We start from the raw sequence: 12,417 nt of genomic DNA, 5'->3' as shown, positions 1-12,417 counted from the left end.
GGGTAAATACAAGATGCCGAACGATTCGATTCGGCCGATTGAGTCAGCCCCGGTTACTACAACTTCAGGCGCTCGCCTTCGCCTGTTCGCGATACACCAGCAGGGGCTTCGCGCCCTCTTCGATGTTGTGCTCGTCCAGCACGACCTTGGCCACGCCATCCAGCGCCGGCAGTTCGAACATCGTGTCGATCAGCGATTGCTCCATGATCGAACGCAGACCGCGAGCGCCGGTCTTGCGCGCCAGCGCCTTCTTCGCGATGGCGTTCAGCGCGGAAGGCCGGATCTCCAGTTCGACGCCGTCCATCGAGAACAGCTGCTGGTACTGCTTGACCAAGGCGTTCTTCGGTTCGGTGAGGATCTGCACCAGCGCGTCCTCAGAGAGCTCGCCCAAGGTCGCCACGACCGGAAGGCGGCCGACCAGTTCGGGGATCAGGCCGAACTTGATAATGTCTTCAGGTTCGCACTCGCGGAACAGCTCGGAGACACGCTTCTCGGACTTGCTCTTGACGCTGGCGCCGAAGCCGATGCCGGACTTCTCCGAACGGTTCTGGATCACCTTCTCGAGGCCGTCGAACGCGCCGCCGCAGATGAACAGGATGTTGGTCGTGTCGATCTGCAGGAAGTCCTGGTTCGGGTGCTTGCGACCGCCCTGCGGGGGCACCGAAGCCATCGTGCCTTCGACCAGCTTCAGCAGCGCCTGCTGCACGCCCTCGCCCGACACATCGCGGGTGATCGAGGGGTTGTCGGCCTTGCGCGAGATCTTGTCGATCTCGTCGATGTAGACGATGCCGCGCTGCGCACGCTCGACGTCGTAATTGCAGTTCTGCAGCAGCTTCTGGATGATGTTCTCGACGTCCTCGCCGACGTAACCGGCTTCGGTCAGCGTCGTCGCATCGGCGATCACGAAGGGCACGTTCAGCAGGCGGGCCAGCGTCTGCGCCAGCAGCGTCTTGCCGGAGCCGGTCGGGCCGATCAGCAGGATGTTGCTCTTGCTGAGCTCCACCGACTCCTTGTTCCCGGCCATGTGGCGCAGGCGCTTGTAGTGGTTGTAGACCGCTACGGACAGCACGCGCTTGGCGACGTCCTGGCCGATCACGTACTGGTCGAGGCTCGCCTTGATCTCGCTGGGCACGGGCAGATCGGACTTGCTCGCGCGGGCGGCGGGCGTCTCGGCCGGTACTTCATCGCGAATGATGTCGTTGCACAGCTCGATGCATTCGTCGCAGATGAACACCGACGGACCGGCGATCAGCTTCTTCACCTCATGCTGGCTCTTGCCGCAGAAGGAGCAGTACAAAACTTTTTCGCTGGAGGTGCCTTTTTTCTCGGCCATGGATCTGTGCTTCAGTCAAACGTACAGGCTGGGGTGCCTGCACTGATGATAGTTCAAACGAGGGACGGGGCCTTTTCGTAAAAAAGGCCCCGTTCCGCGATTAGTTACCCGGAAATCGGCTTCGGTTGCTCGATTTCCGAGGTTTTCGGAAAGCGACCTCCAGAGGTCGCTTCTGCCTTCGGCAAAAACGCGTTACGGGCGCTTTTGCCTTCGGCGAAAGCGACCTTAAGGTCGCTTTTCCAGCACCTGGTCGACCAGCCCATAACCCTGAGCTTCAGCGGCGGACATGAAGTAGTCCCGCTCGGTGTCGGCCTGGATCTTTTCCAGGCTCTGTCCGGTGCGCTCGGCCAGGATGCGATTCAGCGCTTCGCGGGTTTTCAGGATCTCGCGGGCGTGGATCTCGATGTCGGTCGCCTGACCCTGCGCGCCACCCAGCGGCTGGTGGATCATGATCTTGGAGTTCGGCAGCGAGTAGCGCTTGCCCTTGGTGCCGGCGGACAGCAGGAAGGCACCCATGCTGGCAGCCAGTCCCAGGCACATCGTCGACACGTCCGGCTTGATGAACTGCATCGTGTCGTAGATCGACATGCCGGCCGAGACGCTGCCGCCCGGCGAGTTGATGTAGAGGCTGATTTCCTTGTCGGGGTTCTCGCTCTCCAGGAACAGCAGCTGTGCCACGACCAGGTTCGCCACCGCGTCGTTGACGGGGCCCACCAGGAAGACGATCCGCTCGCGCAGCAGGCGGCTGTAGATGTCGTACGCCCGCTCGCCGCGTCCCGACTGCTCGATGACCATGGGCACCATGCCCAGATTGTTGATGTCCAGCGCGCTCATGATGTATTTCTATCCTTGTGAAGACGAGGCCTCAATCCGTTATGGGGACGGATTATGTCGCTACAAGACAAGACCCCAGGAAAAGCAAGAAGGCGCCGGCCACGAGGGCACGGCGCCTTCCTCAGGCGGTAGAACGGGAGATCAGTTCGAGGCAGCCATCAGCTCGTCGAACGGCAGCGCCTTGTCGGCAACCTTGGCCTTGGCCAGCACGAAGTCGGTCACGTTGTTTTCGATGACGACGGCTTCCACTTCGGCCATGCGCTCGCGGTCGCTCAGGTACCAGCGCACGACTTCGGCCGGCTTCTCGTAGCTCTGCGACAGCTCTTCGATGTGAGCCCGCAGCTGCTCGGGCTTGGCCTGCAGGTTGTTCGAGCGGACCAGCTCGGCCACGACCAAGCCCAGGCGCACACGGCGCTCGGCTTGCGGCTTGAAGATCTCTTCGGGGATCGGCGCCTTGTCGGCATCCTTCACGCCGCGCTTCTTCAGGTCTTCGCGAGCGTTGGCGACCATGCGCTCGGTTTCCTGGGCGATCAGCGCGTTCGGCACTTCCAGCTCGGCGCTGGCGACCAGCGCGTCCATCACGGCGGCCTTGTTGCGGGCCAGCACGCGGAACTTCACCTCGCGCTCGAGGTTCTTCTTGATGTCGGCGCGCAGCGCTTCGACGGTGCCGTCGGCGATGCCCAGACCCTTGGCGAAGGCTTCGTTGACTTCGGGCAGGTTCTGCGCCTCGATCTTCTTCAGCGTCACCAGGAAGTCGGCTTCCTTGCCGGCCACGTCCTGGCCGTGATAGTCGGCCGGGAAGGCCAGCGGGAAGGTCTTGCTCTCGCCGACCTTCATGCCGCGCACGGCCTGGTCGAACTGTTCCAGCATCTGACCTTCGCCGATCAGGAACTGGAAGGCCTCGGCCTTGCCGCCCTGGAAGGGCTCGCCGTCGATCTTGCCTTCGAAGTCGATCGTGACGCGGTCGCCGACGGCGGCGCCGTCAGCGGCGGCACGCTGGGCGAAGGTGCGGCGCTGCTTGCGCAGGATCTCGACGGTCTTGTCGATCGCCTCTTCGGTCACTTCGCTGGCGATGCGCTCGACATCGGCGTTGGCCAGGTCGTTGATCTTGACTTCCGGGTAGATCTCGAAGGTCGCGTCGAAGTCCATCTGGCCTTCGGGCGATTGATCCTTCTGGGCGATCTTCGGGGCGCCGGCGACGCGCAGCTGCGCCTCGTTGGCGGCGCTGGCGAAGGCCTGGCCCAGCTTGTCGTTCATCACTTCGTACTGGACCGAGTAGCCGTAGCGCTGGGCCACGACGCTCATCGGCACCTTGCCGGGGCGGAAGCCGTCGGCCTTGACCGTGCGAGCTAGCTTCTTCAGGCGGCTCTCGACTTCGTTGTTGATGTCAGCGGCCGCCAGGGACAGCGTGATGCGGCGTTCGAGCTTTTCGAGGGTTTCGACGGTGACAGCCATGTTCGACTCTGTACAAAAGATGTGCTAACGAGGATCTGGTGCGCGGGGCCGGACTCGAACCGGCACGCCGGTGAAGGCGTCAGGACCTAAACCTGGTGCGTCTACCAATTTCGCCACCCGCGCGAGGGAGTTCAGGTCTGTCTTGCGCCAGCCTGGATCGGGATCCAGGCTGGCTCGCCTCAAACCTGCGGCAATTCGGAGAACCGGCGATTGTAGCCGCTGGAAGGGCTCGAAATCGGCCGGCGGGTAAACCCCGAATCGGGTGTCTCTCAGCCTTCCGGCGGCCGCTTCACGCGGAACCAGGCCGCGTACATGGCCGGCAGCACCAGCAGGGTCAGCAAGGTGGCGACGATCAGGCCACCCATGATCGCCACCGCCATCGGCCCCCAGAAGCCGCTGCGCGAGAGCGGCACCATCGCCAGCACGGCTGCGGCCGCCGTCAGCACGATCGGCCGGAAGCGCCGCACGGCCGAGTCGACGATCGCCTGCCAGGCCGGCACGCCGCGCTCACGATCCTGTTCGATCTGGTCGATCAGGATCACCGAGTTGCGCATGATCATTCCCATCAGGGCGACGACGCCCAGCAGGGCCACGAAGCCGAAGGGCTGGTTGAAGATCAGCAGCGCGCCGGCCACACCGGCCACACCCAGCGGCCCGGTCAGGAAGACCAGCATGGCGCGGCCGAAGCTCTGCAGCTGCAGCATCAGCAGGGTGAAGGTGATGAACAGCATCACCGGCACGCCGGCGAAGATCGAACCCTGGCCCTTGGCGCTTTCTTCCACCGCACCGGCAATCTCGATGCGGTAACCCGGCGGCATCTTCGCCTGCAGTTTCTGCAGCGCGGGCCACAGCTCGGCGGTCACGGTCGGGCCTTGCAGGCCCTCGGCCACATCGCCCTGCACGGTCACGGCGTAGGCACGGCTCTCGCGCCACAGTACGCCCGGCTCCCAGCCGTAGCCGATCTTGGCGATCTGTGTCAGCGGCACGGCGCGGCCGGTGGCCGTCGGCACCATCGCATTGCCGATGTCGGTGATCACGTCCCGCTCGTTGGCCGGCTGCCGCAGCACGATGTCGATCAGGCGGTCCGCCTCGCGGTACTGACCGATCGTCGTGCCCGAGAACATCGTGCGCGCACCCTGCGCCAGGCTTTGACTGGAAACGCCCAGCGCGCGCGCCTTGTCCTGGTCCACCTCCAACCGCAGCGCCTTAACGGCCTCATTCCAGTTGTCGTTCACGCCGCGCATGTTCGGGTTCTGGCGCAGGATCTCTTTGGCCTGGTCGGCCCACTTTCGCACTTCGGTCACCGTCTCGCCGACGACGCGAAACTGCACCGGATACGCCACCGGGGGCCCGTTCGGCAGCAGGCTGATGCGCGCCCGCACCTCGGGGAATTCGGCCGCCATCAGCGCTGGCAGGCGCTTGCGCAGCGCCTCGCGCTCCGGCAGGTCCTTGGGTAGCACGATGGCCTGGCTGACGTTGTCCTGCGGCAGCACCTGGTTCAGCGGCAGGTAGAAGCGCGGCACGCCGCTGCCGATCCAGGTGCTGACGGTCGCCACGCCCTTATCGGCCATCATCCGCTTCTCGAAACGCAGCGAGACCTCGCGACTCTGCTGGATCGTCGAGCCCTCGGGCAGCCACAACTCGACGAGCACCTCCGGCCGGCTCGAATCCGGGAAGAATTGCTGCTGCACCTTGCCCATGCCGACCAGGCCCAAGGCGAAAACGGCGATCGTCGCCAGGATCGTGATCCATTTGTTGACGACGCACCACAGCACGATCTTGCGGAAGCGCGTGTAGAACGGCGTGTCAAACAGCTCGTGCGCCGCCTCGCCCTCCGGCAGCGGGTGGCTCTTCAGCAGCAGCGCGCCCAGGTAGGGCACGAAGTAGATCGACACCAGCCAGGAGATGATCAGCGCCGCCGAGGTCACCGCGAAGATCGCGAAGGTGTATTCGCCGGTCGTCGACTTCGCCAGGCCGATCGGAAGGAAGCCCACCGCGGTGATCAGCGTCCCGGTCAGCATCGGCATAGCTGTCACGTCGTAGGCGAAGGTGGCCGCGGTCATCTTGTCGTAGCCCTCTTCGAGCTTGCGCACCATCATCTCGACCGCAATGATCGCGTCGTCCACCAGCAGGCCCAGCGCGATGATCAGCGAGCCCAGCGAGATTTTGTGCAGGCCCACGCCCCAATAGAACATCGTCACGAAGGTGATCGCCAGCACCAGCGGGATCGTGATCGCCACCACCATGCCGGGCCAGATGTCCACCCGCAGCGGCCGCGTGTGCAAGCCCAGCGAGACGAAGCTGACGGCCAGCACGATCACCACCGCTTCGATCAGCACGTGGACGAATTCGTTGACCGAGCGCGTCACCGCCTGTGGCTGGTCCTGGATCTGCGACAACTCGATGCCGGCCGGCAAGGTGCCGCGGATCTGCTTGGCCGTGGCCTGCAGGGCCTTGCCCATCGCGATGATGTCGCCGCCCTTGCTCATCGACACGCTCAGCGCGATCACGTCCTTGCCCTGGTGGCGCACCATCACGTCCGGCGGGTCCATGTACTCGCGCCGGACGTCGGCAATGTCGCCGAGCCGCAGCGAGCTTGCCTCGCCGGTTTTCGGATTGATCGCGCGGATCGGGAAGACCTTCAACTCGTCCACCGAGTTGAACTGACCCTCAACCCGGATCTGCAGGTTGCCGCTGTCGGCATTCAGCACGCCGGCGCCCTCCACCGCGTTCTGCGCGCCAAGCTGGTTGATCACCTGGTTGAAGTCCAGCCCCAGTTGCGCGAGCCGCTTCTGAGAGACCTCGACGAAGATCTTCTCGGCCTGCACACCGAACAGCGTCACCTTGGCCACGTTGGGCACGCGCAGCAGCTGCGAGCGCACCCGCTCGGACCACTGGCGCAGTTCTTCCTTGCTGAAGCCGTCGGCCGAAAGCGCGTAGATGGAACCGTAGACGTCGCCGAAATCGTCGTTGAACGACGGGCCCTGCACGCCCTGCGGCAGCGTGTAGCGCATGTCGCCGATGCGCTTGCGCACTTGATACCAGGTCTCTGGCACGTCCTTGCCCGGCGAGTTGTCGGCCAGCTGGAACATCGTCACCGAGACGCCCGGCTTGGTGAACGAGCGGATCTTGTCCGCGTAGGGCACCTCCTGCAGCGTGCGCTCGATCTTGTCGGTGACCTGCTCGGCCATCTGCTGTGCAGTGGCGCCGGGCCAGGCGGCCTGGATCACCATCAGGCGGAAGGTGAACGGCGGATCCTCATCCTGGCCGAGCTGGAAGTAGGCCGCGAAGCCCATCAGCATCAGCACGACCATCAGGTAGCGCGTCAGCGCCGGATGCTCCAGCGCCCAGCGGGACACATTGAAACGACTGCCGGCCGACGGCGTCGCGGAAGGATGCTTGCTCATGCGCGGCCGCTCATCAGCGCGAGGCCGCCGGTGCTACCGGGGTCGCCGGCGTATTGGCGGCGCCCGGATCCTGGTAGCGCACCACCGTCTGCCCCGGCGTCAGCACATGCACGCCGGCGGTAACGATCTCCTGCCCGGGCCGCAGGCCGCTGGCGATGACGACCTGGTTGCCCTCCGCGCCGCCCACTTGCACCGCCTGCGGTGCCACTTTCATCGTCTTCGGATCCAGCACCCACACGGAGGTCTGGCCCTCGGCCTGGAGCACCGCCGTCAGCGGCACTTTCATGATCTGCTGCGTGCGCGGCAAGGTGAGGCTGATGATGGCCGTCTGGCCCAGCTTGCCGTCGAAGCCGGCGCCGGCGTCGGCCTTCAACAGGAAGGTGCGCGTCACCGGATCGGTGGCCGCCGAGATCTCGCGCAGCTTGATGTCGCGGCTGGCCTGGTTCTCGCCCCACAGCCGCACCTTCAGCGCGCCGGGCAGCGCAGCCGCCTCGCGCACGCGGGCGAGTTGGTCCTCTGGCACCGAGAAGACCACATCGCGCGGTCCATCGACGGCGACGCTGAACACCGGCGTGCCGGGCCCGACCACCATGCCCGGCTCGGCGAACACGCCGGTCACGACGCCCGGCGCATCGGCCTGGAGCTGCGCATAGCCGGCCTGGTTGTGCTGCGCGTCGGACTGGGCGCGCGCCTGGTCGAGCTGGGCCTGGGCCGCCTTGAACGCGGCGTCGCGCCGGTCCAGCTCGGCGGCGCTGATGAAGCCCTGCTCGCGCAATTCGATGAAACGCTTGTAGTCGGCGCCGAGCTGGTCGCGGTTCGTTCGCGCGGCGGCAAGGCCGGCCTTCGCGCCCTCCTGCGCCAGCAGCAGGTCCTGCGGATCGAGCTGCGCCAGCAACTGGCCGGACTTCACCGCGTCGCCGAGATTGACCTTGCGCGCCAGCATCTTGCCGCCCACGCGGAAGGACAGCCGCGACTCGATGCGCGCCCGCACGTCACCCGGGTACTCCAGCGTCATGCCGGCGGAATCCGTGGCCAGCAGCATCGTGCGCACCGCCCGCACCGGCTCCGGCGCGGCGGCCTGCTTGCCGCAGGCGGCGAGCACGAGCAGTGCCGTCAATGCGAGCCCGGCTTTGATGGGGGTCTGGGGCATGTCCACCTCGAATAATTCTTTCTATCGGCCCCGGTGATTGTCAGCGAGCTTCTGTGCACTGCAACAGGCAGCGCAGCACAAAACACACACAATCCCGCCCGTGAGCATAGAACACTACGAGAACTTCCCGGTCGCCTCCTGGCTGTGCCCGCCGCGGCTGCGGCCGGCCGTGGCCGCGATCTACCACTTCGCCCGCACGGCCGACGACCTAGCCGACGAGGGCGACGCCACGACCGAGCAACGCCTGGCCGACCTGGCGGCCTATCGCGCGGACCTGCGCGCCATCGCCGCCGGCAAAACACCGTCCCCGCGCTGGGCGACCCGCGTGTTCGAGCCGCTCGCGGCCGTGCTGGCCCGCCACCGCCTGCCACTGCCGCTGCTGGAAGACCTGCTCGACGCCTTCGAGCAGGACCTGCGCAAGACCCGCTACGCCGACCGTGCCGAGCTGCTCGACTACTGCCGCCGCTCGGCCAATCCCGTCGGCCGGCTGCTGCTGCACCTGTACGGCATCGACGACCCGCTGGCGCTGCGCCGCTCCGACATGATCTGCACCAGCCTGCAGCTGATCAACTTCTGGCAGGACTTCACCCGCGACGGCCCGAACGGCCGCGTCTACGCGCCGCAGGAAGACCTCGCCAGGCACGACCTGACCCCGGACGACCTGCTCGCCTGCCGCGACGGCGCTCCCGCCCGCGCGCTGGTGGCCGAGCTCTGCGCCTGGGCCGAGCGCCTGATGCACGAGGGCGCGCCGCTGGTCCGCCAGATCCCCGGCCGCGCCGGCTGGGAGCTGCGCGGGGTGGTACAAGGCGGCCTGCGCATTCTTGAGAAAATCCGGCTGATGCAGTACGCCAGCCTCTCGCGGCGCCCTGCCCTCACCGCCCTCGACGCGCCGCCGCTGTTCTGGCGCGTCCTCACGATGAAGACTCCATGACCCCAGAAGAATACGTGCAGGACAAGGCGGCGAAGAGCGGCTCCAGCTTCTACTACGCCTTCCTGTTCCTGCCCCCGCCGCGCCGCGCGGCGATCACCGCGTTCTACGCGTTCTGCCGCGAGGTCGACGACGTCGTCGACGAAACGCACGACGCCGGCGTCGCCGCCACCAAGCTGGCCTGGTGGCGCAAGGAAGCGGCCGCCGCCTTCGCGGGGCAGCCGACGCACCCGGCCATGCGCGCGCTGATGCCCCATGCTCAGGCTTTCGACATCCGGCTGGAGCACCTGAACGCGGTCATCGACGGCTGCCAGATGGACCTGGAGCAGACCCGCTACCTCGACTACCCCGGCCTGCAGCGCTACTGCTTCCTCGTGGCCGGCGTCGTCGGCGAAGTGGCCTCGGGCATCTTCGGCCGCACACAGCCGGCCGGCACGATCGCCTACGCCCACAAGCTGGGCCTGGCGATGCAGCTCACCAACATCATCCGCGACGTCGGCGACGACGCGCGGCGCGGCCGCATCTACCTGCCGGTGTCGGAGCTGCAGCAGTTCGACGTCAAGGCTCACGAGATCCTCAAGCGCGAGGCGCCCTGGGGCTACAGCGAACGCTTCACCGCCCTGATGAAGTTCCAGGCCGCACGCGCCCACGCGCTGTACGACGAAGCCTTCGCGCTGCTGCCCGAGGAGGACCGCCGCGCGCAGAAGCCGGGCCTGATGATGGCCAACATCTACCGCGCGCTGCTGCGCGAGATCGAGGCCGAGAACTTCCAGGTGCTGCAGCAGCGCATCTCGCTGACGCCGATCCGCAAGCTCTGGATCGCGATGACGACCAACTGGCGGGGCCGTTGAAGCTTGCCGTCATCGGTGGCGGATGGGCCGGCATCGCGGCCGCCGTCCGTGCGGTGCAGGCGGGCCACGAGGTCGCGCTGATCGAGATGGCGCCGCGCCTGGGCGGCCGGGCGCGCAGCCTCGACGACGGCCTCGACTGCGGCCAGCACATCCTGATCGGGGCCTACCGGAAATCGCTCGCGCTGATGCGCCTCGTCGGCGTCGATCCTGCGCAGGCGCTGCTGCGGCTGCCGTTGCAATTGCGCGGGCCACGTGGCGACGGCCTGCAGCTGCCGGCGGGGCCGGCAGTGCCGGCCTTCGTCCGCGGCGTGCTGGCGCATCGCGGCTGGCCGCTCGGCACCCGGCTGGCGCTGCTGGCCCGGGCCGGGCGCTGGATGGCGGCCGGCTTCCGCTGTGACCCCGCGCTCAGCGTCGCAGTGCTGTGCCAGGGCCTGCCCGCCGTGCTGCTGACCCAGCTGGTCGAGCCGCTGTGCGTCGCCGCGCTGAACACGCCGATGGCCGAGGCCAGCGCCACGGTGTTCCTGCGCGTGCTGAAGGACGCCCTGTTCGCCGGCCCCGGCGGCGCGGACCTGCTGCTGCCACGCGTGCCGCTGGCCGAGCTGCTGGCACGGCCGGCCGAGATCTGGCTGCGCGAGCACGGCGCCCGCGTCGAGACCGGCCGCCGCCTCGCTTCGCTGGATGAACTCGCGGCCTTCGACCGTGTCGTCGTCGCCACCAGCAGCGTCGAGGCGGCACGGCTGGTCGAGCCGCTGGACGCAGGCTGGTCGCAAACGGCTCGCCGCCTGCGCTTCGAGCCGATCTGCACCGTCTACGTCGACGCACCAGGCGCACGCCTGCCAGCGCCGATGACGATGCTCACCGAGGGCCCGGCGCAGTTCGTGTTCGGCCACCAGCCCGGCCTGCTGGCCTTCTCGATCAGCGCCGCCGCGCCCTGGGTCGAGCGCGGGCTGGATGCCACCGGCGACGCGGTGCTGGCCCAGGCACGCTCGCAGCTCTGCATCGCCGACGCCCGCGTACGCCGCGTGCTGGCAGAGAAGCGCGCCACCTTCGCCTGCACACCGGGCCTGCAACGCCCGCCGGCCCGCATCGACTCCCGCATCGCCGTGGCGGGCGACTACGTCGAAGGCCCCTACCCCGCGACGCTGGAAGGCGCCGTGCTGTCCGGCCTCGCGGCCGTGGCCTGAGCGCCGCCGCACCACAGGGCGAGGGCCGCGGCAGCGCCGGCCATCACCAGCAATGCGGCCAGCCATGCCGGCGGCGGCGAGAGCCCGTCGGCCAAGGCCTGCAGCGGATTGGGACGATGCAGCCCGCGTTCGATGACCCAGCCGCAGGCGCAGGCGGCGGCGAAGCCCGCACCAGCCAGTCGCGTGACGGCCGACCACCGGCTGCGCGCCAGCCACAGGAACGTGGGCAGCAGGGTCGCCACCACGATCAGCTGCATCAGCTCGATGCCCACGTTGAAGCCCAGCAGCGACAGGCCCAAGGTCGTCGCATCGAAGTCCAGTCCCGCCAGCGTCTCCGCGAAAGCCAGGCCATGGACCAGGCCGAAGCCCGCGGCCACCCACAGCTCGCGCCCGGCGAACACCGGCCGCCAGGCATGGACGCAGGACACCACGATGGAGACCGCGATCAGCAGTTCGACGGCCGCCGTGGGCGCCTCGACCCAGCCCAGCGTCGCCAGCGCCAGGCTGGCCGAGTGGCCGATCGTGAAACCGCTGACGACGAGCACGACACCGCGCAGCGCCTCGCGCACCGGACGCACGCCGCACCAGCGGCCCGCGCGTGCCAGCAGCGGCGCCGGCAGCAGCAGCGCCAGCAGGAACAGCAGGTGGTCGGGCCCTTCGGCGATGTGCCGCATGCCCAGGCGCAGTAGGTGCACCAGGCCCTGCATCCAGCCGCCCGCCGATCCGTCGATGCGCAGCGCCGGGATGCCAAAGCCCAGCATGCCGACCTGCACCGGCGCGTCGCCGAGCACGCCGTTGCGAATGTCGTGGCGGACGCTGACCAGCGCGTTGTGCGAGACGACCCGCTCGGAAATGATCCGGTCCTCCACGGTGAAGGCCAAGGTCGACGCGCCGGCCGGTGCCGTCAGCCGCGCGTGCACGACGACCCATCGGTTGGCCGTCCAGTTCGGGTTGTCGGTGCGGCGCAGCGCCAGCGGGCCGAGCTCCATCCGGTAGGCACGGTCATCGAAGCTGCGCAGCGCGAAGGCCTCGCGCACCCGCTGCTCGATCGGCGCCGAATAGCGGGCCAGCACCTGATCGGGCTGCGCGGCCAGCGGCAGCTGCAGGGCCGCGCCGAGGTCCGGCAGCGGGAGCTGCAGTTCCGCATCAACCGCATCGCGGCCGATGTCCAGCATCACGAGGCTCGGCGGCACGTCGTGCGCATGGACCAGGTCGAACGGCAGGAGCAGCAGCGCCATCACCAGGGCGGCCATCCGCCAGGCCAGGCCGCCCATA

General features: G+C 67.7%; 9 protein-coding genes and 1 tRNA gene. 3 read left to right on the top strand and 7 right to left on the bottom strand.

The features are described 5' to 3' along the window. Positions 1-64: 64 nt before the first annotated feature. The 6 genes from clpX to SNE35_RS21170 all read right to left on the bottom strand — a co-directional run bounded on the left by clpX (position 65) and on the right by SNE35_RS21170 (position 8,179). Complete coding sequence (gene clpX / locus SNE35_RS21195) at positions 65-1,333, bottom strand: ATP-dependent Clp protease ATP-binding subunit ClpX (protein ID WP_320425013.1); 1,269 nt, start codon at positions 1,331-1,333, stop codon at positions 65-67. A 225-nt stretch (positions 1,334-1,558) separates the two neighbouring features. Next, a complete protein-coding gene (gene clpP / locus SNE35_RS21190) occupies positions 1,559-2,167 on the bottom strand; it encodes an ATP-dependent Clp endopeptidase proteolytic subunit ClpP (RefSeq protein WP_320425012.1) in 609 nt (202 codons plus the stop codon). Between the two features lie 141 nt (positions 2,168-2,308). After that, a complete protein-coding gene (gene tig, locus SNE35_RS21185; RefSeq protein ID WP_320425011.1) occupies positions 2,309-3,622 on the bottom strand; it encodes a trigger factor in 1,314 nt (437 codons plus the stop codon). 36 nt (positions 3,623-3,658) lie between these two features. Continuing rightward, positions 3,659-3,745, bottom strand: a tRNA-Leu gene (locus SNE35_RS21180). Between the two features lie 146 nt (positions 3,746-3,891). After that, positions 3,892-7,029: an efflux RND transporter permease subunit gene (locus tag SNE35_RS21175; RefSeq protein WP_320425010.1), complete on the bottom strand. Its 3,138-nt coding sequence runs from the start codon at positions 7,027-7,029 to the stop codon at positions 3,892-3,894. A 13-nt stretch (positions 7,030-7,042) separates the two neighbouring features. After that, positions 7,043-8,179, bottom strand: coding sequence for an efflux RND transporter periplasmic adaptor subunit (locus SNE35_RS21170; RefSeq protein WP_320425009.1), 1,137 nt, complete (start codon positions 8,177-8,179; stop codon positions 7,043-7,045). A 100-nt stretch (positions 8,180-8,279) separates the two neighbouring features. Between SNE35_RS21170 and hpnC the strand changes: the two genes are divergently transcribed. From hpnC to SNE35_RS21155, 3 genes are read left to right on the top strand one after another with little or no spacing between them, the layout of a single operon-like run. Then, positions 8,280-9,110, top strand: a complete 831-nt coding sequence (gene hpnC, locus SNE35_RS21165) for a squalene synthase HpnC (RefSeq protein ID WP_320425008.1) — start codon at positions 8,280-8,282, stop codon at positions 9,108-9,110. Beyond that, positions 9,107-9,958, top strand: a complete 852-nt coding sequence (gene hpnD, locus SNE35_RS21160) for a presqualene diphosphate synthase HpnD (RefSeq protein ID WP_320425007.1) — start codon at positions 9,107-9,109, stop codon at positions 9,956-9,958. Before hpnC ends, hpnD begins: the two co-directional genes overlap by 4 nt. After that, the gene (locus SNE35_RS21155; RefSeq protein WP_320425006.1) at positions 9,955-11,142 is read left to right on the top strand and encodes a hydroxysqualene dehydroxylase; all 1,188 of its coding nucleotides are present in this window, start codon (positions 9,955-9,957) and stop codon (positions 11,140-11,142) included. Before hpnD ends, SNE35_RS21155 begins: the two co-directional genes overlap by 4 nt. On the opposite strand, the gene SNE35_RS21150 is transcribed toward SNE35_RS21155, so the two are convergent. Further along, entirely contained in the window at positions 11,088-12,416 is a 1,329-nt protein-coding gene (locus SNE35_RS21150) for a HupE/UreJ family protein (protein ID WP_320425005.1), read from the bottom strand. The genes SNE35_RS21155 and SNE35_RS21150 overlap by 55 nt on opposite strands. Position 12,417 lies beyond the last annotated feature (1 nt).

The sequence above is a fragment of the Roseateles agri genome, assembly GCF_034043675.1.
Classification (GTDB): domain Bacteria; phylum Pseudomonadota; class Gammaproteobacteria; order Burkholderiales; family Burkholderiaceae_C; genus KK5.
The sequence above is the reverse complement of the archived record's forward strand: the minus strand, read 5'-3'. Positions and strand labels throughout refer to the sequence as shown.